We start from the raw sequence: 23,288 nt of genomic DNA on the forward strand, positions 1-23,288 counted from the left end.
GGGAGTCAAGCAGACATGTTCCGGTTCATAGTCAGATTGGCATTCGTCACTTTGATTCTCTTAGCGGGGCTTGGCTCGCATTTCAAAGGTGAGCCGGCGCATGCGGAAACGGCCAGTTCCACGCTCCATCAGCTGCGGACGGAAATTTCGCGCCAGTTGCTGCAGCAGCAGTCCGAAATCTCGCTCGACTACCTGGGAGACCGGAAGGAGCTGTCCGAGCATTTTCCCGCACTGCTTCAAGATGTTTTCGCTGAGAACGACTACATTGCGTACATAGTCGATTCCTATTTATATACCATTCGCACCTGGGGCAAGACGGCGAAAATCAAGCTGACGATCAAATTCAGAGAAACGGCTGACCAAACCGCAAAGGTGGACGAGCAGATCAAGCAGCTGCTTTCCCCGGATGTGCTTGCCCGGCTGACTCCGTTGGAGACGGTCACCTATATACACGATTGGATCGTTACTCATCTCGCCTACGATACGACGCTTCGGCGCTACACGGCGAGCGAGGCGTTAGACAGCGGCACTGCTGTTTGCCAAGGCTACTCGCTGCTGGCTCACCGGATGCTGGCGCATGCGGGCATTGAATCGAAGATCGTGGAGGGGACGGTAAACTCCGGCAGCCATGTGTGGAATATGGTCCGGCTTGATAGCGGCTGGCGCCATATGGATGTCACATGGGACGATCCGCTGCCTGACCGGCCTAATAAAATCAGCTACGCGTATTTTCTGAAGAGCGACAGCGAGATGAGGAAGGACCATAGCTGGACGAAGGCGTATCCGGCTGCGAAATAACGCTGCCAATGATGAAAAAGACCAATTTCTCCGCGTGGGAAATTGGTCTTTTTGGTCTGTCATTCTAACGAAATCCCTTTCAACGAACTCCAGCGGCGTTATTTCAGCAAATTGGCTGCGTTTTGCAAGCTAACGGACTCTACGAGCGTTATTCGGCATAAAATGGGCGAAAAGCATCGAAATTCATCCAAATAGCATCGTATGGGTTGCCAGCGCGCGGGCAGCCTTTTTTATTGGTTCGTGCCGCTTTGCTTATCGCGGCTCTGCGTCATCTGCTGCCAGACGGAGCCGGCAGCTTCCTCGCCGCGCTCGATGCGCTCGAGCGCTATACGCGCTTGCAGGCTGACCTCGAATTCAGGGTCAGCCGCCGCTGCGCGCAGCGCTTCGGCCGAGGAGTCGTCGCCGACCTCGTAGAGGAAGCGGGCGGCTCGCCAGCGGACGAGCTTGTTGCGGTCGCGCAGCGCTTCGATCATCGGCGGGATCGCGGCGGGGTCGCCAAGATCCGACAGCGTGTCGCCGGCGGTGCGCCGGACTGACGCGGACGTGTCGCGCAGCGCCGCGAACAGCAGCGGCATCGCTTCCGGCAGGCGCAGCTCGCCGAGATAGACGACGGCCAGTCTCCGGATGGAGACGTTGTCGTCGCTGATCGCTTTGGCGAGCAGCGGCAACATCGCCGGCTCCGGCGCCGTGCGCGTAAGCGCTTCGTAGCGCACGCTCCAATCCGGCGACGCGAGCCGCTCCGCGAGCTGCTCGGCCGTCAGCGGAGCCGGCCGCGCAGCCGGCTCCGCGGCAGCGGCATCTCCGCCGCCAAGCGCGATCGCGGCGGCGGTCAACGCATCCAGCCGCTCCTGCGGATAAGCGGCATCCAGCTCCTTCACGAGCTCCGCGGCAATCTCCTCGGGCTCGCCGTAGCGCACCCCGAGCTCCTCCAGCATGCGCTCGCGGATCATCGACGAGGCGGCGGACTTGGTCACCGCCTCCGCAAACCGCGCGGGCATCGCCGCCCGCGCCTCGGCGCCGCCCTGCGGGCGTACGCGCACCTGCATCGGGATGCCCCGATACAGCTGCACGAACGCGTGCGCCTCGCCGAAGGCTTCGCTCGCGCCAGGCCCGGCCCCGGCGGCGCCGGCGGCCTGGCCGCCCAAAGCCTCGTCGCCGCTTGCCAGCACGCGCCGCGCCTCTGCCAAGATGCGCTCCCAGTCCGCCCCAGGCTTCCGGTCGAGCGCAATAAAATCCGCCGTGCGGAACAGCCCCCGCACGCCTTCAATGCCAAGCAGGCTGCGCAGCGGCTCCGGCGCGCCGGCTGCGCCAGCCGGCGCATAGCTCGCGCGCTGCCCGGCCGGCAGCTTCTCGCTGACGTTCAGCTTCATTGTATTCGGGCTGGGCGTCGGCTCTATTCCAAGCAATTTCATAGTAGTTTCCCCCCGTATTCACGCTTCGCTTTTGTCCCGGAAACGCTTGCCGTTATTGTTCTAGTGTAAACCATTTGCCAAGAAAACCACAATTGGCCACGAGCACCTGCTCTACCCGTTTGATTATTCGTTTTAAGCTTGGTATCTTTGAAATAGAGATGGTTGTATCATACAGCCAAATAGACAAAAAGCAGACAACACGAACACGACGGGAGACGTGAGCGAACCATGCGCTTTGAAAACTTAAATCAGGCCGCAGTGCCGAGAACGTTCAAGGAAGTCAGACAGTGGCGGAGGGAACGGGCCGGCAAAATGAAGCTGAAGGATTATTCCTATAAGGTGCCGAACGCCAATCCGGATCTGATCTATTTGCATGCCAATGCCGCCGAGCCTTCGCTGACTTGGATCGGCCACTCGACGTTTCTGATTCAGCATTCCGGACTTAATATTATAACCGATCCGATTTGGGCGGAGCAGCTCGCCTTCCAGAAGCGCATGTCGCCTCCTGGCCTCGCGATTGAAGACGTGCCGCCAATCGACGTCGTCCTAATTTCGCATTCACATTATGACCATCTTCATCTGAAATCACTTCAGCAGCTGACAGGCAGCAAAACGCTGCTCGTGCCCATCGGGCTGGCAGATAAGCTGCGGCGCAAAGGATTCTCCTCGATTATCGAGCTGGATTGGTGGCATTCGGCCACGATTGGCGGCGTGACCTTCACGTTCGTGCCGGCGCAGCATTGGACGCGGCGCACGCTAACGGACACGAACAAGTCGCATTGGGGCGGCTTCGTCGTGCAATCCGCGCAGGGGCCAACGTTTTATTTCGCCGGGGACAGCGGATATTTCGACGGTTTCAAGGAAATCGGCCGCCGCTTCGAAATCGACATCGCGCTCATGCCGATCGGCGCTTATGAGCCGGAATGGTTCATGGGGCCGCAGCACGTGACGCCCGAAGAAGCGCTGCAAGCGTTCCTCGACGTGCGCGCCAAGCGGTTCGTGCCGATGCACTACGGATCTTACAAGCTGGCGGACGACACGCCGCGCGAAGCGCTGGATCGGCTCGAGGCCGAGATCGGCCGCCTCAAGCTTGCGCGCGGAACCGTAATGCTCTTGCCGCATGGGGAAACTGTTCGACTAAATGATGTCAACTAAGCAATTCTTCGCGATTTTATGCTATAATGGTGTGATGAAAAAGATTTATTAGAGAAGGACGGGATTAAGCACAATGATTAGCACAAGCGGCATCACGCTTCGCTACGGCAAGCGTGCGCTATTTGAAGATGTAAATATTAAATTTACGCCTGGCAACTGCTACGGTCTGATCGGAGCGAACGGCGCGGGCAAATCGACATTCCTGAAGATTCTTTCCGGCGACGTTGAGCAAACGAACGGCGAAGTTCACATTACGCCGGGCGAGCGTCTTGCGGTTCTGAAACAGAACCATTACGAGTATGACCAGTTCCGCGTGCTTGAAACGGTTATCATGGGTCATAAGCGTCTATATGAAGTCATGAAAGAGAAAGACGCGATCTATGCCAAAGCGGAATTTACCGACGAGGACGGCATGCGGGCGGGCGAACTGGAAGCGGAATTCGCCGATATGAACGGCTGGGAAGCCGAATCCGAAGCGGCAGGCATGCTGAACGGCCTTGGCATTCCGCCGGAGATGCACGACAAACAAATGTCGGAGCTCTCCGGCAACGAGAAGGTTCGCGTGCTCTTGGCGCAAGCCTTGTTCGGCAGCCCGAACATTCTGCTGCTCGACGAGCCTACCAACCATCTTGACATGCAATCGATCGAATGGCTGGAAGATTTCCTCTCCCGCTATGAAGGCACTGTTATCGTAGTATCTCACGATCGTCACTTCTTGAACCAAGTTTGTACGCATATCGCGGACATCGACTTCGGCAAAATCCAGATGTATGTCGGTAACTATGACTTCTGGTACGAGTCGAGCCAATTGGCGCTTGCGCTTCAGCGCGACGCCAACAAAAAGAAGGAAGACAAAATCAAGGATCTGCAAGCGTTCATCCAACGCTTCAGCGCCAACAAATCCAAGTCCAAGCAAGCGACTTCCCGGAAGAAGCTTCTTGATAAGATTACGCTTGATGACATCCGTCCATCCAGCCGTAAATACCCGTTCATCAACTTCAAGCCGGAGCGCGAGGCAGGCAAGCAATTGCTGATGACCGAAGGCTTGACGAAGTCGGTTGACGGAGCGAAGCTGATCGACAATTGGACGCTTACCGTCAATAAAGGTGACAAAATCGCCCTCGTCGGCCCGAACACGCTGCCGAAGACGATTCTGTTTCAGTTGCTTATGGGCGAGATCGAGCCGGATGCGGGCACGTTCCAATGGGGCGTGACGACAACGCAGGCCTACTTCCCGAAAGACAACTCGGCTTACTTCGACGGCGTCGAGATGAACCTGGTTGACTGGCTGCGCCAATACTCGAAGGATCAAGACGAGAGCTTCATCCGCGGCTTCCTTGGCCGTATGCTCTTCTCCGGCGACGAGGCGCTGAAGAAAGCTAGCGTGCTCTCCGGAGGCGAGAAAGTGCGCTGCATGCTTTCCAAAATGATGTTGTCGGGCTCGAACGTGCTGCTCATGGACGAACCGACGAACCACTTGGACCTCGAATCCATTACGGCGCTCAACAACGGCTTGATCGACTTCGACGGCACGCTGATCTTCACATCGCATGACCATCAGTTCGTTCAAACGATCGCAAACCGCATTATCGAAATTACGCCGAACGGCGTCATCGACCGTATCATGACGTACGACGAGTACCTCGAGAGCGCTGAAATCAAAGCGCTTCGCGAGCGCATGTATCCGGCTGAATAAGCACCATCCACTCTATAGACTTTGTCGAACCCCGGTTCGGCAAAGTCTTTTTTTGTTGAAACGTATCGAAAAATAAATAGGACCCTCTGCGGTACAAATTATAGGTTAAATATGTCTATAATAGCGAAGTAACTAGGAATTTGGAAAATGGAAGGAGTGGATCGCGATGGGAGGAACAGGCAGCGGCAAAGCCGGCCTGCGAGCAGTGTGCAGGGAGTCGGATCGGGAGCTTCGGTACGACATGGAGTCGATGTTGTGGCGGGGAAACTTGAACTATATCGGCATCGTCCTGCATGAATCATGGTGTGTCGAGAGTCACAGCCACGATCATTTTGAACTCTGCTATGTCGCCTCCGGCAGCGGATGGTTCTCGATCGACGGATCCTTCTTCCGCGTGAGCAAAGGCGATTTGTTCTTGACCAAGCCCGGTGAACGGCATCAAGGCGCGGCATCGGGGGACACGGCGTTTCAGCTTTATTTTCTCGGCTTTAACTTTGACCAGCTGTCGGGCCTTGAATACGACTATTACCGGCTCGATATGAACAGGGCGAAGAAGGACGAGCACCAGATCTTGAAGCAGGCAGGCGACCGCATCATGCAGGAGCTGCGGAACGCGAGGCCGCGCGGAGAAGAGATGGTGCACGGCATTATGGTACAGCTGCTCGTCTCCGTCCTGCGCGTTTTTCAAACCGATCAGCATGCCGAAGAAGTCGAAGAGCAGCGGGAAAGGCCGCTGTCGAATATGCTGGATGTGCTTGATTACTTGCATGCCGAGGTGCATGCGAGCCATACGATTGAAGGGATCGCAGAGAAATTCCATCTCAGCCGCACTCACCTGGCACGGGAATTTAAACGCCATATCGGAATCCCGCTGGGCGAATACGTGCGCAACCAGTGTTTGGACAAAGCCAAACATGATCTGAAGGAAACGAACGAAACGGTCTCGAGCATCGGAGAGAAGCTGCGTTTCCCGTCGATTCATGCTTTCAGCTTATTTTTCAAAAGGCATACGGGGCTGTCCCCACAAGCCTTCCGAACGGTATCGCTCGCATCTCAACATGGAGCGAAACGTTAAATTCATGGACCGGAAGTAAAAAGACATTGTTAAATGCCAGTTTTATAATGACAAATATAACAAGTTTAAAGATGACATATAGCAATTATCAAAAAAGGGCAAGTATGGTAAAAAAAGGGCTAAAGATCCCGATTTTCTGGAATCGCTTACAACTGGATCGAAACGTTTCGATCCATTCATCAAACCATTCAGTGTACCGAAACCGGAAGGAGAACCGATATGCCAAGTACAAACGTCGCAGCAACCGCCGTACCCGCAAACACTCCCAAGCGGCAGACGCGCTTCATGGACGTGAAGAAGAAACTGAAGAAGAGCGCCGTTCTCTATCTCATCATTGCGCCTGTTGTCGTTTATTTTGCCATCTGGGCGTACTGGCCGATGTACGGCGTGCAAATCGCGTTCAAGAACTTTATGCCCGGTGTCGGCATCTGGGGCAGTCCATGGGCCGGCTTCCATCATTTCGAGCGGCTATTTAACTCCTATTATTTCGGACCTATCGTACGCAACACAATTGCTATATCGCTTTATAGCATTTTAATTGGCATTCCGACCCCTATTATTCTAGCACTTATGTTTAACGAATTACGCAGCAAGCGGTTTAAGACGATCGCCCAGACGATCTCGTATGCCCCGCACTTCATTTCGGTCGTCGTTGCTGTCGGCATGCTCTTATTCTTCCTTTCGCCGACGAACGGCGTCATTAACGCCTTGATCGAGCTGTTCGGGGGGACGCCGAAAAGTTTTCTCTCGCAGCCAGGCAGCTTCTGGAGCATCTTTGTCTGGTCCGGCACTTGGCAGGGCATCGGCTGGGCATCCCTGATCTATACCGCGGCCATGTCCGGTATATCGCCCGATCAATACGAGGCGGCTTACATCGACGGCGCGAGCAAGTTCCGCCGGATCTGGCACATCACGCTGCCAGGCATCGCACCTACGATTGTGATCTTGTCCATCCTGAGCGTCGGCGGCATTATGAGCGTCGGCCACGAGAAGATTTTGCTGCTGCAGAACGGTTTGAACCTGGAAACGTCCGAGGTTATTTCCACGTACGTGTACAAATCCGGTATCCAGAACGCGCAGTACAGCTTCTCGGCAGCCATCGGCCTGTTCAACAACGTCATCAACTTCGCCATCCTTCTGCTTGTAAATACGGTTGCCCGCAGAATCAACGAAACTAGCCTTTGGTAGAGGCGCTTTGAAGGGGGACAGCGGCATGAACGCCATTCGGAGAACGGCATCGGAAAAGCTATTCGATTATATCAACGTTTTCTTAGTACTCGTAATTTTGCTAGTGATCTTGTATCCGCTCTTGTTCGTCGTCTTCGCCTCGGTCAGCGACCCGAGGCTGATGTTCGAGCATCCGCTTCTGCTGTGGCCGAAAGGCTTTAACGTAGAAAGCTACGCGAAGGTGTTCGAGAATAAAGACATTTGGATGTCGTACAAGAACACGATTCTGTACACATTCGTCGGCACGATGATCAATATCATTATGACGACAATCGGGGCTTACCCGCTTTCGCGCAGGCACTTCTACGGCAAAGGCATCTTTACGTTCCTGTTCACGTTCACGATGTTCTTCAGCGGCGGCCTTATTCCGTCGTACCTGGTCAACAAACAGCTCGGCATCGTTAACACCATGTGGGTGCTCGTGCTGCCTGGCGCGGTGAGCGTGTTTAACCTCATCATCATGCGGACGTACTTCCAGACGCGGATTCCCGTCGAGCTCGAAGAGAGCGCCTATGTTGACGGCGCTAACGATTTCCATTTGCTGTACAAAGTGGTGCTGCCGCTATCGACCCCGATCATTGCGGTCATGCTGCTGTTCTACGGCGTAGGGCATTGGAACTCCTACTTCGAAGCGATGATTTATTTGTCGGATCGCTCCTTGTTCACTCTGCAGCTGATTCTTCGGGAAATTCTCGTTCAGAATCAGATGGACAGCATGCTGTCCGTGTCCGTCGACGAGCAGTACGCCGAGCGGATGATCGTCAAGGAAGGGCTGAAGTACGCGGTTGTCGTCGTTTCGTCGCTGCCGCTGCTCATTATCTATCCGATGCTGTCCAAGTTTTTCGAGAAGGGCATTCTTGTCGGTGCCATTAAAGGCTAATCGAACCGAGATCTCGGCAAGGCGTATGAACCGCCATTCAAGCGGACTCGCCTTTTCAGATACAGAACTATCCAAATTAGTGGCAGAGGGGATGCTTTTCGATGAGAAAGTTGTCTACGCTATTAGTGACATCAGCATTCACGGCATCAGTGCTTTTGACAGGCTGCAGCAGCAATAACGGCGATGGAGGCAACAATGGAACCTCGACCGGCAACAACGAGGGAACCACATCGGAATTGAAAACAGGCATTACGCTGAAATTGACCCGCCTAGGCTTCAATGATGTCCACCCGGCGTCCAAGGATCTGTGGATGTGGAAGAAATACGAGGAAATGTCCGGCGTGAAAGTGAACTGGGAGGAGATTCCGGGCGCAAGCGTAGGGGAACGCAAGAACATTATCATGGCGTCGAGCGACTTGCCGGATGCATTCTACCAGCTGGGCTTCTCGCAAGGCGAGATTGCGAAATACGGGCAGCAGGGCATCTTCATTCCGCTGGACGATCTGATCGACAAGTACGCGCCGAATATTAAGAAGCTGTTCGAGGAGCATCCGGAAATCAAGCAAGCGGTAACGGCTCCGGACGGCAAAGTGTATTCGCTTCCTTATGTCGATACGTCCAAGGCATTCGCATCGCTGCGTATCTATATCAATAAAAATTGGCTCGACAAGGTCGGCTTGCAGCAACCGCAAACGATCGACGAGTTCTATAACGCCTTGAAGGCGTTCAAGGAGCAGGACGCAAACGGCAACGGCAAAGCCGACGAGACCGGCTGGTATATGCCTTCCGGCTCGGTGAACTGGACGCTGGAACGCCAGCTGCTTGGCAGCTTCGGCATGGGCAACGGCGGGTTGAAGGCGGCGGAGAGCTGGATCTACCTGGACGATAAAGGCGAGCTGCAAACGGTATTCAACGATCCGAAATATAAGGAAGTTTGGCTCTATCTGAAGAAGCTGTACACCGAAGGCTTGCTCCACCCGCAAACGTTCACGGGCGTCGAGTACGCCCAGTGGGTAGCGGACGGCGCGAAGGATATGGTAGGCGCGTTCTCGTGGGTAGGCCCGAACTACCTCGGCGACAAGGTGCAGGACAACTTCGTCGGCATCAACGCGCTGGAAGGGCCGAACGGCGACCGCATCATGAACTGGCTGGATAACCCGGCGCGCGGCATCTCTTCCTTCGAGATCACGAAGGCGAACAAGTACCCGGCCGAAACGATACGTTGGGTTGATTACTTCTACGGCGAAGAAGGCTCCAAATTCGGTACGCTCGGCCTTGAAGGCGAAACCTTCAAGATGGTTGACGGCCAACCTCAATATATCGATGAGATCAAGAACTACGAGGGCGGCATGCAGCTCGGCGCCTTCCAATACGTCGACAACGTATACGGCGGCTACTATCCGTACGTGGAGCCGTCCGAAGAGCTTCGCATGGGCGTAAAAGGCACGACGGTAGCCGAAGAGATCAACACCGATATTTCCGAGCTGGATAAGTTCGCGCCGGCGGAAGTATGGCCGAACTTCGCGCCTACCGAGGAAGAGTCGATGGAAATCGATCCGATTCTGACGGATATCGGCAAGTATATCGACGAAATGCGCGTGAAGTTCATTACCGGCAAAGCGGATATCGAAGCGGAGTGGGACAACTACGTGAAGACGCTGGATAAAATGGGCGCGAAGCGTTACCTCGAAATCAAGCGCGCTCAGTACGACCGGTTTAAAGGCAGCAAATAAGCAGGGCGAACCTATAAAGGAGCCGGGAGCGGCAATGCTCCCGGCTCCTTTTTGTTGTTCTTGCGGCGCCGTGCGACACATAAACTATAGCAACCGCGGCCATTTACCGGCGTCCTAGGTCTATCGATTCGCATGACCGGAAAGGGCCGTTTGTGTTAAAATGGACAAAAATAGACAAATAGTTGAAGGAGACGATCATAGATGTCCTTTTTCGATAAAGTCAAACAAGGCGCATCGGAAGCGGCGAAGAAAGCGCAGCAAACGGTTGAGATTACGAAGCTGAAGGCGCAAATCTCCGGCAAGGAGAAGGAAATCGATAAAATTTACACCGCGATCGGCGCGGCGGTATACCGCGCGCACCAAGCGCAGGATATGTCTTTGGCCGAGCAAGAAGTAGGAAACTGCTGCAAGCAGGTGGATGAGCTGCATGTTGAGATCGGCCAGCTGGAAGATAGGATCAAGATGCTTAAATATGAGAAAACATGCAGCTGCGGCAAGGTCGTTGCGCTCGATGCGCGCTTCTGCCCGGACTGCGGAGCAGCGCTCGGAGAGGAGCCGAAGAACGAAACGACGGTCGGCGAAATCGTCGTGATCTGCAATCAGTGTAAAACCGAGAACGAGCTGAATGCGAAGTTCTGCGTATCGTGCGGCACCGGCTTAGCAGCCTCAGGTTCCGGGTTCTAATAAATCATTCTTCCAAGAGAACAGCCCTGTACAGCATGCATCGTACGAGGGCTGTTTTTTTATATCTGAACGTTCAAAAACAAAGGGTATTGTACCCTGAACGTCGAATACATTCCGTAAACAAGAAGGAGAGGATGATAAAGCACTTGCGTAACGGGAATTTAGAAGAAAGCAACTATTCAGCCGACGTAACCCTGGTTCAACCGACTCGTACACACGCATCAAACGATAGCTAGATCAACCGCCTCTTTCACAGGCGGTTTTTTTGTCGAAATTTCGTCCCCTGTGACGAGTGCCGTTGGAGGCAATTGGCAAGCATCGTCTGCGGAGGGAGCGTTACTTGAGATTAAGTATTTGGAATAAGGAATAACTTACGGAAATTATGCTTTTTTATTGTGCTTTTACGGTATTTATTAGGATATATATAGTAATGTCCTTGGCGATACACTACATAGGGAGGTTTTTGGCTATGCTCGTACCCGTGGAATCCAAGCAAATCGCATTCTGCTCGTATAATGAAGATGAATCATCCTTGTATTTGTACTATCATACCGGGGATGTGGCGGTTTTTCCGTCGATCGGGAAACACGATTACCAGTCCGTCCTCGATTCGCCCAACAGGTACGACACACTCATGAATCTGATGAAGAAAGTCCCGAACGAAGCGGAGCTGCAAGTGCTGGTCCCGGGGCTTGAAAAGAAGTAATGGGATTGGAAACATTTACATCCCGGAAAAATGGAGCTTCGAGTTTTGGTGCTTAAGTCTTTATTATAGGAAATTAGTATGAATTGGCGAAAATCGTGTTTGTCTAGCAAATGCAGGGATTCGTTCGAAGGCATCTCCGGGAGGGGATGTCTTTTTTGCATGTGCGGAAATGATTGCTAGTTCTATCAGACTAGCGGGTGATGCGACAAATGAGACATGAGGTCGATATATGCCGCATAGGCGCAAAAGTAGAATGAACGATAGGGTCAATATGCCTTCGGCACGACCAAATCCAAGAGGAGGATAGATATCAACATGAAAAAGTTTGCAGCCTCGTTCCTTGTCCTTATTATGACTGCCTTGCTGGTCATGCCTGCAGTAATTGGCGCCGCTTCCGCGCCGGCACCGGTTGTCGGCGAAATCCAGGCGAGCGTCAGCTTCCGCAGCGCGCCTTCAACCTCGTCCACTGTCTACAAATATTTGAAGGCGGGCGAAAACGTCGTAATCTTGGAGAAGGTGAACGCAAGCTGGTACAAGGTTCAAGATGTAAACGGCAAGATTGCGTATGTGTCTTCTTCCGCGAAATATATCGAGATCATCTCCAATGCGTCGATCGTGTCCAGCGTATCGTTCCGCAAGTCGCCTTCTACGGACGGCGCGCGCATCCGGTACATGAGCAAAGGCGAGTCGGTGTTGATTACCGGCAAGCCGAACAGCTATTGGTATGCGGTTAAGGACGCCAACGGAGTAACAGGCTATGTCAGCTCCAGCGACCAGTATATCAATGAAGGGGCAAGCTTCTCACTGCCAAGCGGCGTTCAGCCTGGTACGGGCAGCGGCGACTCCGGCAGCGGCGATGGAACAACCGGTACGCAAGCGATTGAGAAAGTGATCGCAGCAGGCATGAAATATCTGGGGACCCCGTACGAGTACGGCTCCGACCGCAACACGACGACGACGTTCGACTGCTCCGACTTCACGCGCACCGCATTCCGCGAAGGCGCAGGCGTGACGATTCCGTACGATTCCCGCCAGCAAGGCGATTTCGTCAAAGATCGCGGAGCCGTGAAGACGGACTGGCACCAGCTGAAACGCGGCGACTTGATGTTCTTCATGGCGTACAAAGGGTCTAAGGCTTCGTCCTACGCCGGCGTGGACAAAGCGACCGAGAGAATCACGCACGTCGGCATTTACTTGGGCAATGGCCAAATGCTGAATACATACTCAACCGCTTCCGGCGGCGTTCGCATCAGCGACATCGCAGGCGGCCAATGGGAGAATCGCTTCCTGTTTGGCGGCAGCGCGCTTTAATCCAGTAGAAAAACCGGGAAGGTCTTCGGCCTTTCCGGTTTTTTGCAATTGTTTTTATTAAATAGGCTCAAAAATAGCTTTCAGGTTGATATAATGGGTTGAACCGGAAAGAGCAGATGGAGACGAAAGCATGAAATTTATAGACTTAAGCGTAACGATTAGTCCGCGGATCCGCGAGCCTCTCCCGGCAAAGATCGACTATGGGAGCCATGAGGACGGCGCGCGCCAAGCGGCAGCAATACTGGGGCTGAAGCAAGAAGATTTTCCGGAAGGCAAGGCGTGGGCGACAGAAACGGTAACGTTGAACACTCACGCGGGAACCCATATCGATGCGCCTTGGCACTACTGGCCGACTTCGGAGGGCAAGCAAGCTAGAACGATCGATGAATTGCCGCTCGAGTGGTTTTTTTCCGATGGGGTGCTGCTGAATTTCAGCATGAAGCCGCCTGGTTACGAGATTACAACGGACGATTTGATCGCCGAGCTGGAGCGGATCGGATACACGTTGAAGCCGTACGATATTGTACTCATCCGCAGTGACCCAGACAAGCGACTGTATCATGATCATTATGCATTCTTGCATGCCGGGGTATCGGCCGACGCAACGTTATGGCTGCTGGATCAGGGTATCAAGGTAGTCGGCACTGACGGCTGGGGCTGGGATATTCCGCTCAATCTGCAGGCAGAAGCCTATAAGGCAAATCCGAGAGAGGGCGTGCTTTGGGCTGCGCATTACGTCGGCAAGGACCGGGAATATTGTCAGATTGAAAAGCTGGCCAATCTGGATCAAATTCCGAAGCCGTTCGGCTTCAAAGTGTGCTGCTTCCCGGTGAAAGTGGAAAAGGGCAGCGCCGGTTGGGCGCGTCCCGTTGCAATTATAGAGGAGGCTCGGTAACTCCAAATCAATGAACCTTCCAAAAGAGTTTCATGGCAAGGTTCCGCGAGATATTGTACAGACACTCCGTGATTGCCGGATTTATCTCGATTTTATCCAACCTTGCTTATAAGGGGTGATTGCATGTTCAATCCTAAGGTCTTCTTCTATTAGTTGTGCCGAAATAATGGCCAAATGGCTATAATCTAACCCGGTACAACGGGGATGAAGATGTACACTGGTATCGTAATGCTCGCTAAGAAACACAAGGACCCAAGAAAAGAGAAGCGGAGAGATTTCCGCAAAGGGATTAAAAGCGTGCATTTCAACAAAGAAAGCAAAACAGCAAGAAAAGATGATTACCGAAAATATAGAACGCAAATGAAACGCATCATGCGCAGCGGGCAGTATGAATTATTGCGCGGCTATCAACGAACCAGCGGTTGGTTGACTTGGTGAGGTTGACTGACCGAACACGGAGAACGGCAGCCTTGAATTGAACTGCACCCCATTTGTTAGACACGACTAACAATGGAGGTGCGGTTTTTTTTGCCTTATTTCAGTTTAGATGAGAAATTGAATGCCATTCACAGGTATCAAGATGGTACTGAAGGGGTCAAGAGCATTGCAAAATCATTAGGGATAAATCATGAAGCTTTACGTATGTGGATTAGGCAATACGAATATCACGGTGTAAAAGCTTTTGAAAAAACCTATACAGCTTACTCCACGGCATATAAACTAGACGTACTCAACTATATGAACGAGAATGGGACGTCTCCAAATGAAGCAGCTGTCATTTTCAATATTTCCTCTCCTGGGATCATTAGAAAATGGCGCAGCCAATACCATGAACATGGACTAGACGCCCTGAAATCAAAGAAAAAGGGGCGTCTACCCGTGACAGATAAGAACAAAAAGATTACGAAGAAACAAGAACCCACCGAAGGATCAGTGGAAGCCCTCCAAGCTGAAATAGAACGTCTGCGTATGGAAAACGCCTATTTAAAAAAGTTGAATGCCTTAGTTCAAAACAAGGAAAAATCACCAAACAAGACAAATCGCAAATAGTCTATGAATTAAGGCTTGAATTTACGGTGAATGCGTTGCTAGAGCTCGCAGAAATCCCTCGTAGTACGTTCTATTACTGGGTTAAACAGTTAGACAAGCCTGATCCTGATGTAGAACTGAAACTCCTCATTCAGAGCATCTACGAGGAGCATAAAGGCCTTTACGGCTATCGTCGTATCCGTGATGAGCTCTTGAATCGGGACTATCGGGTTAATCATAAAAAAGTGCAGCGTATCATGAAAGAGCTAGGATTGAAATCAATTGTTCGCATGAAGAAGTATCGTTCATACAAAGGGACTGTCGGTAAAATAGCCCCTAATGTACTCGATCGTAATTTTAAAGCTCAGAAACCTAATGAAAAATGGGTTACAGATATTACGGAATTAAAGTTGTTTGGAGAAAAGCTGTACCTATCACCAGTGTTGGACTTGTATAACGGTGAAATTATCACGTATACAGTAGCATCTCGCCCTACCTACTCTCTAGTCTCTGAAATGCTGAATCAGGCATTTAAACGCTTATCTGAAGAGGATGAACTTCTCCTGCATTCGGATCAAGGCTGGCACTATCAAATGAAACAGTACCAGCATGCTTTGAAGAAAAAAGGAATTACTCAAAGCATGTCTCGTAAAGGCAATTGTTACGATAACGCGGTAATTGAGAACTTTTTTGGCATTATGAAGTCGGAGTTTCTATATCTTAATGAATTTGAAAGTGTAGATCACTTTAAGCTAGAACTGGCACGATACATGAACTACTACAATCACAAACGTATCAAGGCAAGATTAAAAGGCATGAGTCCGGTACAATACCGAACTCATGCCCAACAGGTTGCCTAAACATATTTGTCTAACTTTAAGGGGTCACTTCAGAATTAGGCTGCCGTTTTTTACAATGAAGGTATAAAATACCGTTCGATTTGGCCATACTACTAGAGTCAATAGTTCTTCTAGAGAACGTTGACGTGAAGATATGGGCGGCAGTCATTTGCAAAAATGACTGCCGCCTTTTGCATTTACCCATGTGAGGTAACGGTTACCTCACTTGACCTCGTTTTCGCCGCTTTGTCGTCCATGAGCGGTAACGGTTACCTCTCTTGGCCTCGTTTTCGCCGCTTTGCCGCCCATATGCGGTAACGGTTACCTCTCTTGACCTCGTTTTCGCCGCTTTGCCGCCCATGTGCGGTAAGTGTTACCTCTCTTGACCTCGTTTTCTCCGCTTTGCCGCCCATGTGCGGTAACGGTTACCTCTCTTGGCCTCATTTTCGCCGCTATGCCGCCCATGTGAGGTAACGGTTACCTCTCTTGGCCTCGTTTTCGCCGCTTTGCCGCACATGTGCGGTAACTATTACCTCTCTTGGCCTCGTTTTCGCAGCTTTGCCGTCCATGTGCGGTAACGGTTACCTCTCTTGGCCTCACCTTCACCGTTTTACCGCATATTTTTCGTTTTTTGTTCAACAAAGCAAAACCGTTTGGCTGTCTGCGAAGTCTAATGGTTATAGAAGCAATATGGCGGGAGAGGAAAACGCATGGATAACGACGAATTGCTGGCCCTTGCGGCCAAACGCGGCGATGATGCGGCTTTCTACAGCCTCATTACGAAGCACAAGGAAAAAATGTACCGGATCGCATATACGTACTTGAGAAATGAAGCCGATGCGCTTGAAGCGGTTCAGGAAGCGACCTGCCGGGCGTACGTGCAGATTCGCAAGTTGAAAGAGCCGGGTTATTTTGGCAGCTGGTTGATCCGAATCTTAATGAACTATTGTGCGGACGAGGTCAAACGGAAGGCCAGGAGGAGAGGAGACCAGCAACAGGCTGCGGCTGCTGAAGAGCCGCACGCGACAAGCGGCGAATCAACATTGCTGGAGAGAGTCATGCTCGAATCGGCAGTCGAGCAGCTGGACGTCAATTACCGGACTGTCATTCAGCTGAAATATTATCACGATCTGACAATTACGGAGATTGCGAGAACGCTTAAGAAGCCGGAAGGCACGATCAAAACATGGCTGCACAAAGCCCTAGGCGGGCTTCGGAAAAGGCTGGAGAAGGATGGTGAATGTCATGAATGAGTATCGTGACCATAACGCGCAGGAGTGGCAGGAGCTGGAGGCGATGAAGGAGCATATCGATCGGATCGCGGTTCCTTCTGCAATCGATGAAGCGATTAAGAACGGCATGCGGCTTGGCCGGCAGCGCAGAAGGCGCCGAGTGCTAACGAGAATGGTTTCCTGTACGGCCATGTTCATGCTTCTCGTCATGGTAGCGTCCGTCCGCTTCTCTCCTACAGTAGCCGCCTATGTCGGCGATATCCCCGGACTTCGCGCGCTCGTTGAGCTAATCAACTACGACAAAGGCTTAAAGCTTGCGATAGAAAATGATTTTATGCAGAAGGTCGGTCTATCGGAAGAACACGACGGCATCAAAATGACGGTGGACGGCATCCTTGCGGATGAATCGAGGGTTATCGTTTTCTACACCTTAACGAACCAGGATGGACGCAAGCGCGTGGTCAACCTCCGAAACGTGAAGCTGGCCAATAACGCGAATACTTCCACTTCATATGGAGCCTCGGATTTCAGTGAAAAATGGGTAAGCAAGCAAGGAACGATCGACTTTAATTTTCATGAGGGGACCGGTATACCGGAACTATTGGAGCTGGAGGTTAAGTTCGATGAGGTGAATGAAACTGCCACTAGCAGTCCGGTATGGAAGTTTAACATTCCGGTAGATAAAACGAAATTCGAGGGCAAGAAAGAAACCTATGCGATCAACCAGACGGTTACCGTTGAAGGCCAGCGGATCACTTTCGGAACGATGACCGTCCATCCGACTCGAATCGGGCTGGAGGTAGCTTACGATCCGGCCAATACGAAGAAATTGTTTTACTTTGACGATATCCGGATCGAAGACGAGAAGGGCGAGACGTTCGGCACCATCATCAACGGCATATCCGCTTCGAACATTAGCGAGACCAAGGAGGTGCTTTACTTCCAGAGCAACTATTTCAGCAAGCCGGAGAAGCTCTATTTGCGGGCAAGCAGCATTCGGGCGATGGACAAAAATAAGCTGGAGGTACAGGTTGATCTAGATCGCAAGAAGCTGCTCTTCCGACCGGACGATCGGCTTACCCTAGTAGATGTCGGTACCAGCAGCGAGAATGGTCAAGGCGTTCTAGTCTTTCGTTTGGATAATGACCATCCGCTTGATGAGCATCGTCAGTACCATTTGTTTTCGAGCACCTACAAGGATGCATCCGGTAAACAATTCGAATCCAACATGACGGGATCGACAGAAAACGAGTTCCAGTACTATATCCGTAAAGCGGAGTACAAGAGCCCGCTCACGCTCTACGTTGAAGATTATCCGTCCAGGATCCTAGGCGATATAAATCTCAGAATTAAATAGTAGAGCTAAAGCAGGCTGCCGGCATTCGGCAGCCTGTTTTAGGTATTTTATGGTAAAATAATGGAGCGATTTCTAATAGGATGAGGTGAAACATGCATCAATCTAATGTATTAGGTAAGGTCACATGTTTGATCACGAGGGAAAAAGCTGCGGGAACGGAGCTTCTTCTGATCCAACATCCGAATGCAGGGATCCAGCTTCCCGCCGGTACGGTTGAATTAAGCGAGGAATGTGAACAAGCTACCCTGCGAGAAGCATATGAAGAAACGGGATTAGATGATTTTATTGGAATTCGATATATCGGAAAACTAGATGTTGATCTATCCGGTGAACATATCATTTATAAGCAAGCCAAGGTATTTTCCAGACCGGATTTAACAAGCTCCCAGTGGGCCGAGATCAGGCGGGGAATTACGGTACAAGAAGAGCGGAAACAAGGGGATTTTGTTCAAGTTTCATATAGGGAAGGCGATCAATATCCCGATCCCAATTACATCACCTATCAAATCACGGGATGGGTGCAAGCGGCTGACCTTACCGCGAAGGTTTCACGGCACTTCTACCATTTGCGAACGAATTGCGATTTAACCGAGTGGGACCGTGAAGCGGATCACCATTTGTTCAAGTTATTTTGGGCTCCGCTTCATACGCTGCCTGAGATTGTGTACCCTCAAAATAAGTGGCTAGAGTATGTGTTTTCTGATTTGTAGTTGACTTGGAGTTAACTCCAGAGCGTACACTTCATGTGCAGATATCGTAATTTAGCGGAAAGCGAGGAACGATCGAATGGAATATGTGAAGCTTGGCAATACCGGCTTGGATGTGTCCCGGCTTTGTCTTGGCTGTATGAGTTTTGGCGTAGCGGAGCGGTGGGTTCATCCTTGGGTGCTTGATGAAGAACGGAGTCGTCCGATTATTAAGAGAGCATTGGAGCTTGGCATCAATTTTTTCGATACGGCGAACGTGTATTCAGATGGAACAAGCGAGGAAATTGTCGGACGAGCGTTGAAGGACTATGCCAATCGCGATGAAATCGTTCTTGCGACAAAGGTTCATTTTCGCATGCATCAAGGCCCCAATGGCGCCGGACTTTCCCGAAAGGCCATTATGAGTGAAATCGATAAGAGTCTGAAGCGGCTGGGGACGGACTACGTAGACCTCTACCAAATCCATCGTTGGGATTACCATACGCCGATTGAAGAAACGATGGAAGCGTTGCACGATGTCGTGAAAGCAGGGAAGGCCAGATATATAGGAGCATCCGCTATGTACGCTTGGCAATTCCTAAAGGCATTGCATGTTGCTGAGAAGAATAGGTGGACCAAGTTTGTATCCATGCAAAATCATTTGAACCTTCTTTACCGCGAAGAGGAGAGGGAGATGCTGCCGCTCTGCAAGGAAGAGAAAATCGGCGTCATTCCTTATAGCCCGTTAGCCTCGGGAAGATTGACGCGCGATTGGGCGGAAACCACGCATCGTTCCGAAACGGATCAAGTTCAGAAATCTAAATATGACGCGACGGCACATACGGATAGATTGATCGTGGAGCGAGTAGCCGCCATCGCAGAGCAACGCGGCGTTCCCCGCGCCCATATCGCGCTGGCTTGGCTTCTGCAGAAACAACCGGTAACTGCCCCCATCGTCGGCGCGACAAAAACGTCCCATCTCGAAGATGCGGCAGCAGCTCTTTCGATTACGTTAACGGCAGAAGAAATTGCGTCGCTGGAAGAGCCGTATGTTCCTCATCCGGTCGTTGGAGCCATTTAATCGGAGGGGGGCAACGGCATGTTGATCGCAGAGGTCAGCGATAAATACGATTTATCCCAGGATACGCTCCGCTACTATGAACGAATCGGACTTATCCCGCGCGTAAACCGAAATAAGAGCGGTCTCAGGGACTACACCGAAGAAGATTGCAAGTGGGTGGAATTCATCAAATGTATGCGGGGAGCAGGACTTCCGGTTGAAACGTTAATCGAATATGTTAAGTTGTTTCAACTGGGTGACGCGACCGTAGCAGCTAGAAAAGAACTTTTGATCGGGCAGCGTGATCAGCTCCTGACGCGGATGGAAGAGATGAAGCGCGTATTGGAGCGTCTGGATGATAAGATTGCCAGATATGAACAGACTATAGGCGCGAAAGAAAAAGCATTGATGGCACATGATTCGTAATAGGCAGACCCCCGTTTCGTTAATCGAACGGGGGTCTTGCTTTCGTTTATGAAAAAAGCCGTCACTGCATGAGCTGCAGGACGGCGCGCGAGCATTCCATCGGGTTGTATTGCTGATTGCGTTTGTTCAATAAATTCATGCGGTGCTGGCCGGAGGTGTATGGCTCTTGGATGAGCTCAAACCATTTGTCGATCGTTTCGGTGGAGACGAGCATTTCGCCGAAGCCGCTTGCGACGAAGTATTCGCAATTGACCTCTTCTTGGCCAGGGATCGGCTCGTAGAACAGCATCGGGATGCCTTTGCTCAAACCTTCCGTACACGTCATGCCGCCGGGCTTCGTGATGAGCAAGTCGGAGACGTCCATCAGCTTGTTGATTTCCTTCGTAAAACCGAGCACCTTGATATTCGGATGCTGAAAACTCGATTCGGCGAGCATGCGCTCTCGCACCTTCTCGTTGTTGCCGACGCAGTAGATCAGCTGGATGCGGTCGCGCCAGCGGGTCATATACGCAAGCAAATCATCGCTGTACATAATCCCCCAGCCGCCGCCCATAATAAGGACGGTTGGCAGCGGCTTCAAATCGAATTGCGCCTGCAGCTCGGATTTGTCGTAGGTTTGCCAGAAGTTCGGATGAACCGGAATGCCGGTAACCTCGATCCGGCTCGGCGAGATGCCGCGATCGGTCAGCTTCTTCTTCACCTCAACCGTAGAAACCAAATACTTATTGACTTCCGAGCTGGTCCAGGTCCCGTGAGCGTCATAATCGGTGATGAGCGTATACAGCGGTATCTGAAGCCCTAGCCGCTTCAGTCTCGAAACCACCGCATTCGGAAGGGGATGCGTGCACACGATCAAATCCGGCTTCAATTGAGAGATGACCTGTTCCGTGTGCGTATAGAAAAGCCGATGAAGCGCAAGCTGCGCAAATCGGTTGAGCGATTTTTTATATTGCCTGCGATATAGCTTTCCGAGCAGCTTCGGCTGCTTCGTCACCGTTTTGCGGTAGGCGGATACAATCATCGGGCCGATTACCGGGTTAAGAAAATTGCCCAGCTCGATGACGCGGGTCTGAATCGTTGAGTCAAGTGAACGAAGCCCTACCGCAAGCGCATAGGCCGCCTGGGTATGACCGGAGCCGAACCCTTCGGATAGGAGCAATACTCGTTTTTTTCGCATCTTCTCACCTGCTTCGAATTAACCGGGTCGGGAATCCTTGTAAACCCTCTTATCATATTACGCTGTTACCCCGTTGCAGCACAAGATTGGAATTGAGACTTGCTTCCGATCGTTTCCTTAATTTATCCTTAAATTAGGAGGCTCGCACCAGTTGCGGGCAAGTATCAGATTGGAGTGGATGAGGATGCAGAATAACCAGAAGTTTATCCCGGATCAAGGCGCTATTGTGAATTTTACCTATAAAACGGGCGAATATGCAGGGGAAGTCATGGAAAACAGCGGTCCGCGGGCGCTGCTTAAAGTACTTGCCGTACTCAAGCACCCGGAGCAGGGAGATTTGCACAATCCGTATAACCCCGACGTGCCGATGTTTCATGAACGAAGGGCGTCCAGTTATACAGAGAAAGTGAATGTTCCATTCGGCGATATCGGCGGTCTGTACCGCGGAGAATTGCCCGATTATAAGGAATCGTTGAGACGCGCGGTAGCGGCAGAGATCGAAGCGATCGACAGGCTGAAGCGCTGGGCGGAACGCGGTTTGGAGCAGCTGCGGCAGCTGGAAAAGGAATATAAATAACGGATACGCGGGGGCAGCACTCATGAACAAAAATGAATTGGCGAAAGAGATCTACAGCATCTCGCATCTAAAGGGAAGCTTTAAGCTTCGTTCCGGCCAAGTATCGGATACCTATTTTGATAAATATTTATTTGAAGGCAATCCGCAGGTGCTGGGCGCGATCGCCAGCGAGCTGTCCTCCCGCATACCGGTTGGAATCGATGTGCTGGCAGGCCTGGAGATGGGCGGCATTCCAATCGCGACGGCGCTGTCACTGCAGACGAACCTGAACGCGGCGTTCGTGCGCAAGGAGGCGAAGAGCTATGGTACCTGCAAGCTTGCCGAAGGCGCCGACATCCGCGGCAAGCGGGTATGCGTCGTGGAGGATGTGGTAACGACAGGCGGTCAAATTTTGCTAAGCGTCAAGGAACTGCGAGAAGCGGGCGCGATCGTGGAGGATGTCGTCTGCGTCATCGAACGCCACCCGGACGGACGCAAAAACCTGGCGGAGAACGGACTGAAGCTTCATGCGCTGTTCAAGATGGAGGAGCTCGTTGCAGCCGGGGCAGATCAGGATGTCGAGCATCAGGGGGAAGGCTGGGGGGATTGAAGGAAATCCGAAAAACTTCATTCTGACCAATTGACCGGATTGTAATTATGGTCATTTTCTGATAGGATTGCTTTAAGGTCAAGGAAGGGGCGCAGCGTAATGGAATCGAAGAAGCCGGTCGATCGCAGAATGCAAATCATCGAGGCGGCGGGAAAATCGTTTGCCATGTTCGGATATAAAGCGACGACTATGGAGCTTGTTTCCAAAATCGCCGGCGTCGGCAAAGGGACGATTTATACGTTCTTTGCGACGAAGGAAGATCTGTTCGGCGAAATCATCCGGCAGTTGGCCGGCGAGCTGCGCAGCCTTGCGGAACGCATGATTGACCGCGAGCGGAACTTTTTTGCCAATCTGGCTGCTGTCCTGCACGAGTTGCTGCTATTCCGCGAGAAGCATGAGCTGATGGTGAAGCTTTCGCAGGAGATCCGGGATATCGGCACGCCGATGGCCAAGGATGGCATCGCCAAGCTTGAGCAGGCGATTCAAGGCTTTATCCAGCATGAGGTAGAGCTTGCCGTAAAGAAAGGCGAACTGCGCGACAGCGTCGACCCGGCGCTGACGGCTTTCATCATGCTGAAGTTGTATGTAGCGATCGGAGTGGAATGGAGTAAAAGCCATCCGCTCACGCGCGAGGAAATCGCGGATTATTTTACGAATTTGTTAAGCAGCGGCGTCGCGGCGCGTTGATTTGGGGACCCGGTTAGGCTGTAGTTCGATCAAGAAAGTACGGTGCAAGAAAGTACG

23 protein-coding genes are annotated in these 23,288 nt (G+C 51.9%); 21 read left to right on the plus strand and 2 right to left on the minus strand.

The features are described 5' to 3' along the window. Positions 1-15: 15 nt before the first annotated feature. Positions 16-798 carry a transglutaminase domain-containing protein gene (locus tag DL346_RS18015; protein WP_112883534.1) on the plus strand — a complete coding sequence of 261 codons (783 nt, stop codon included), beginning with the start codon at positions 16-18 and terminating at the stop codon, positions 796-798. A gap of 230 nt (positions 799-1,028) precedes the next feature. Here the strand turns inward: DL346_RS18015 and DL346_RS18020 are convergent, their stop codons facing one another. Further along, complete coding sequence (locus tag DL346_RS18020; protein ID WP_112883535.1) at positions 1,029-2,210, minus strand: conserved virulence factor C family protein; 1,182 nt, start codon at positions 2,208-2,210, stop codon at positions 1,029-1,031. Positions 2,211-2,438: 228 nt separating this feature from the next. Here DL346_RS18020 and DL346_RS18025 point away from each other — a divergent pair, with 228 nt between their 5' ends. The 17 genes from DL346_RS18025 (at position 2,439) to DL346_RS18105 (ending at position 20,201) form a co-directional block, all read left to right on the plus strand. Then, positions 2,439-3,365 carry an MBL fold metallo-hydrolase gene (locus DL346_RS18025; protein ID WP_240633272.1) on the plus strand — a complete coding sequence of 309 codons (927 nt, stop codon included), beginning with the start codon at positions 2,439-2,441 and terminating at the stop codon, positions 3,363-3,365. Between the two features lie 73 nt (positions 3,366-3,438). Further along, positions 3,439-5,061 (plus strand): ABC-F family ATP-binding cassette domain-containing protein, encoded by a 1,623-nt coding sequence (locus DL346_RS18030; RefSeq protein ID WP_112883536.1) that lies wholly within the window; start codon positions 3,439-3,441, stop codon positions 5,059-5,061. A 166-nt stretch (positions 5,062-5,227) separates the two neighbouring features. Continuing rightward, positions 5,228-6,136, plus strand: a complete 909-nt coding sequence (locus tag DL346_RS18035) for an AraC family transcriptional regulator (RefSeq protein WP_112883537.1) — start codon at positions 5,228-5,230, stop codon at positions 6,134-6,136. A gap of 219 nt (positions 6,137-6,355) precedes the next feature. Continuing rightward, on the plus strand, positions 6,356-7,324 hold the full coding sequence (locus tag DL346_RS18040; protein WP_112883538.1) for an ABC transporter permease: 969 nt from the start codon (positions 6,356-6,358) through the stop codon (positions 7,322-7,324). Positions 7,325-7,349: 25 nt separating this feature from the next. Then, on the plus strand, positions 7,350-8,243 hold the full coding sequence (locus tag DL346_RS18045) for a carbohydrate ABC transporter permease (protein ID WP_112883539.1): 894 nt from the start codon (positions 7,350-7,352) through the stop codon (positions 8,241-8,243). A 101-nt stretch (positions 8,244-8,344) separates the two neighbouring features. Continuing rightward, positions 8,345-9,976, plus strand: coding sequence for a type 2 periplasmic-binding domain-containing protein (locus DL346_RS18050; protein WP_112883540.1), 1,632 nt, complete (start codon positions 8,345-8,347; stop codon positions 9,974-9,976). Positions 9,977-10,177: 201 nt separating this feature from the next. Then, positions 10,178-10,660 carry a zinc ribbon domain-containing protein gene (locus tag DL346_RS18055; protein WP_112883541.1) on the plus strand — a complete coding sequence of 161 codons (483 nt, stop codon included), beginning with the start codon at positions 10,178-10,180 and terminating at the stop codon, positions 10,658-10,660. Between the two features lie 469 nt (positions 10,661-11,129). Then, complete coding sequence (locus tag DL346_RS18060; protein WP_112883542.1) at positions 11,130-11,366, plus strand: hypothetical protein; 237 nt, start codon at positions 11,130-11,132, stop codon at positions 11,364-11,366. Between the two features lie 315 nt (positions 11,367-11,681). Then, entirely contained in the window at positions 11,682-12,677 is a 996-nt protein-coding gene (locus DL346_RS18065; protein WP_112883543.1) for a C40 family peptidase, read from the plus strand. Between the two features lie 130 nt (positions 12,678-12,807). Then, positions 12,808-13,572 (plus strand): cyclase family protein, encoded by a 765-nt coding sequence (locus DL346_RS18070; RefSeq protein WP_112883544.1) that lies wholly within the window; start codon positions 12,808-12,810, stop codon positions 13,570-13,572. A 210-nt stretch (positions 13,573-13,782) separates the two neighbouring features. Beyond that, on the plus strand, positions 13,783-14,010 hold the full coding sequence (locus tag DL346_RS18075; protein WP_206098547.1) for a hypothetical protein: 228 nt from the start codon (positions 13,783-13,785) through the stop codon (positions 14,008-14,010). 90 nt (positions 14,011-14,100) lie between these two features. Next, positions 14,101-15,461, plus strand: a protein-coding gene (locus tag DL346_RS18080) for an IS3 family transposase (protein ID WP_112883546.1) whose coding sequence is annotated in 2 segments (ribosomal slippage) — positions 14,101-14,557 and positions 14,557-15,461 — 1,362 coding nt in all. Because the reading frame shifts where the segments join, the coding sequence is not laid out codon by codon here. Between the two features lie 689 nt (positions 15,462-16,150). After that, positions 16,151-16,693, plus strand: coding sequence for a sigma-70 family RNA polymerase sigma factor (locus DL346_RS18085; protein ID WP_112883547.1), 543 nt, complete (start codon positions 16,151-16,153; stop codon positions 16,691-16,693). Beyond that, the gene (locus DL346_RS18090; protein ID WP_165822566.1) at positions 16,686-18,029 is read left to right on the plus strand and encodes a DUF4179 domain-containing protein; all 1,344 of its coding nucleotides are present in this window, start codon (positions 16,686-16,688) and stop codon (positions 18,027-18,029) included. The genes DL346_RS18085 and DL346_RS18090 overlap by 8 nt, the downstream gene beginning before the upstream one ends. A gap of 92 nt (positions 18,030-18,121) precedes the next feature. Next, positions 18,122-18,739 carry an NUDIX domain-containing protein gene (locus DL346_RS18095; protein WP_112883549.1) on the plus strand — a complete coding sequence of 206 codons (618 nt, stop codon included), beginning with the start codon at positions 18,122-18,124 and terminating at the stop codon, positions 18,737-18,739. 76 nt (positions 18,740-18,815) lie between these two features. After that, positions 18,816-19,796: an aldo/keto reductase gene (locus tag DL346_RS18100; RefSeq protein WP_112883550.1), complete on the plus strand. Its 981-nt coding sequence runs from the start codon at positions 18,816-18,818 to the stop codon at positions 19,794-19,796. Positions 19,797-19,814: 18 nt separating this feature from the next. Continuing rightward, the gene (locus DL346_RS18105; protein ID WP_112883551.1) at positions 19,815-20,201 is read left to right on the plus strand and encodes a MerR family transcriptional regulator; all 387 of its coding nucleotides are present in this window, start codon (positions 19,815-19,817) and stop codon (positions 20,199-20,201) included. A 61-nt stretch (positions 20,202-20,262) separates the two neighbouring features. Here the strand turns inward: DL346_RS18105 and DL346_RS18110 are convergent, their stop codons facing one another. After that, positions 20,263-21,378, minus strand: a complete 1,116-nt coding sequence (locus DL346_RS18110) for an MGDG synthase family glycosyltransferase (RefSeq protein ID WP_112883552.1) — start codon at positions 21,376-21,378, stop codon at positions 20,263-20,265. 184 nt (positions 21,379-21,562) lie between these two features. Here DL346_RS18110 and kapB point away from each other — a divergent pair, with 184 nt between their 5' ends. The 3 genes from kapB (at position 21,563) to DL346_RS18125 (ending at position 23,231) form a co-directional block, all read left to right on the plus strand. Beyond that, complete coding sequence (kapB, locus tag DL346_RS18115; RefSeq protein ID WP_112883553.1) at positions 21,563-21,955, plus strand: sporulation phosphorelay system protein KapB; 393 nt, start codon at positions 21,563-21,565, stop codon at positions 21,953-21,955. 22 nt (positions 21,956-21,977) lie between these two features. Continuing rightward, complete coding sequence (gene pyrE, locus DL346_RS18120; RefSeq protein WP_112883554.1) at positions 21,978-22,544, plus strand: orotate phosphoribosyltransferase; 567 nt, start codon at positions 21,978-21,980, stop codon at positions 22,542-22,544. Between the two features lie 99 nt (positions 22,545-22,643). Continuing rightward, the gene (locus DL346_RS18125) at positions 22,644-23,231 is read left to right on the plus strand and encodes a TetR/AcrR family transcriptional regulator (RefSeq protein ID WP_112883555.1); all 588 of its coding nucleotides are present in this window, start codon (positions 22,644-22,646) and stop codon (positions 23,229-23,231) included. Positions 23,232-23,288 lie beyond the last annotated feature (57 nt).

Origin of the sequence: Paenibacillus montanisoli, assembly GCF_003268025.1 — a bacterium.
Lineage (GTDB): Bacteria > Bacillota > Bacilli > Paenibacillales > Paenibacillaceae > Paenibacillus_Z > Paenibacillus_Z montanisoli.

Bases quoted from the DNA above. Each gene is read 5' to 3' on its own strand.
- DL346_RS18015 (WP_112883534.1), top strand. From the start codon at position 16: ATGTTCCGGTTCATAGTCAGATTGGCATTCGTCACTTTGATTCTCTTA.
- DL346_RS18020 (WP_112883535.1), bottom strand. From the start codon at position 2,210: ATGAAATTGCTTGGAATAGAGCCGACGCCCAGCCCGAATACAATGAAG.
- DL346_RS18025 (WP_240633272.1), top strand. From the start codon at position 2,439: ATGCGCTTTGAAAACTTAAATCAGGCCGCAGTGCCGAGAACGTTCAAG.
- DL346_RS18030 (WP_112883536.1), top strand. From the start codon at position 3,439: ATGATTAGCACAAGCGGCATCACGCTTCGCTACGGCAAGCGTGCGCTA.
- DL346_RS18035 (WP_112883537.1), top strand. From the start codon at position 5,228: ATGGGAGGAACAGGCAGCGGCAAAGCCGGCCTGCGAGCAGTGTGCAGG.
- DL346_RS18040 (WP_112883538.1), top strand. From the start codon at position 6,356: ATGCCAAGTACAAACGTCGCAGCAACCGCCGTACCCGCAAACACTCCC.
- DL346_RS18045 (WP_112883539.1), top strand. From the start codon at position 7,350: ATGAACGCCATTCGGAGAACGGCATCGGAAAAGCTATTCGATTATATC.
- DL346_RS18050 (WP_112883540.1), top strand. From the start codon at position 8,345: ATGAGAAAGTTGTCTACGCTATTAGTGACATCAGCATTCACGGCATCA.
- DL346_RS18055 (WP_112883541.1), top strand. From the start codon at position 10,178: ATGTCCTTTTTCGATAAAGTCAAACAAGGCGCATCGGAAGCGGCGAAG.
- DL346_RS18060 (WP_112883542.1), top strand. From the start codon at position 11,130: ATGCTCGTACCCGTGGAATCCAAGCAAATCGCATTCTGCTCGTATAAT.
- DL346_RS18065 (WP_112883543.1), top strand. From the start codon at position 11,682: ATGAAAAAGTTTGCAGCCTCGTTCCTTGTCCTTATTATGACTGCCTTG.
- DL346_RS18070 (WP_112883544.1), top strand. From the start codon at position 12,808: ATGAAATTTATAGACTTAAGCGTAACGATTAGTCCGCGGATCCGCGAG.
- DL346_RS18075 (WP_206098547.1), top strand. From the start codon at position 13,783: ATGTACACTGGTATCGTAATGCTCGCTAAGAAACACAAGGACCCAAGA.
- DL346_RS18085 (WP_112883547.1), top strand. From the start codon at position 16,151: ATGGATAACGACGAATTGCTGGCCCTTGCGGCCAAACGCGGCGATGAT.
- DL346_RS18090 (WP_165822566.1), top strand. From the start codon at position 16,686: ATGAATGAGTATCGTGACCATAACGCGCAGGAGTGGCAGGAGCTGGAG.
- DL346_RS18095 (WP_112883549.1), top strand. From the start codon at position 18,122: ATGCATCAATCTAATGTATTAGGTAAGGTCACATGTTTGATCACGAGG.
- DL346_RS18100 (WP_112883550.1), top strand. From the start codon at position 18,816: ATGGAATATGTGAAGCTTGGCAATACCGGCTTGGATGTGTCCCGGCTT.
- DL346_RS18105 (WP_112883551.1), top strand. From the start codon at position 19,815: ATGTTGATCGCAGAGGTCAGCGATAAATACGATTTATCCCAGGATACG.
- DL346_RS18110 (WP_112883552.1), bottom strand. From the start codon at position 21,378: ATGCGAAAAAAACGAGTATTGCTCCTATCCGAAGGGTTCGGCTCCGGT.
- kapB (WP_112883553.1), top strand. From the start codon at position 21,563: ATGCAGAATAACCAGAAGTTTATCCCGGATCAAGGCGCTATTGTGAAT.
- pyrE (WP_112883554.1), top strand. From the start codon at position 21,978: ATGAACAAAAATGAATTGGCGAAAGAGATCTACAGCATCTCGCATCTA.
- DL346_RS18125 (WP_112883555.1), top strand. From the start codon at position 22,644: ATGGAATCGAAGAAGCCGGTCGATCGCAGAATGCAAATCATCGAGGCG.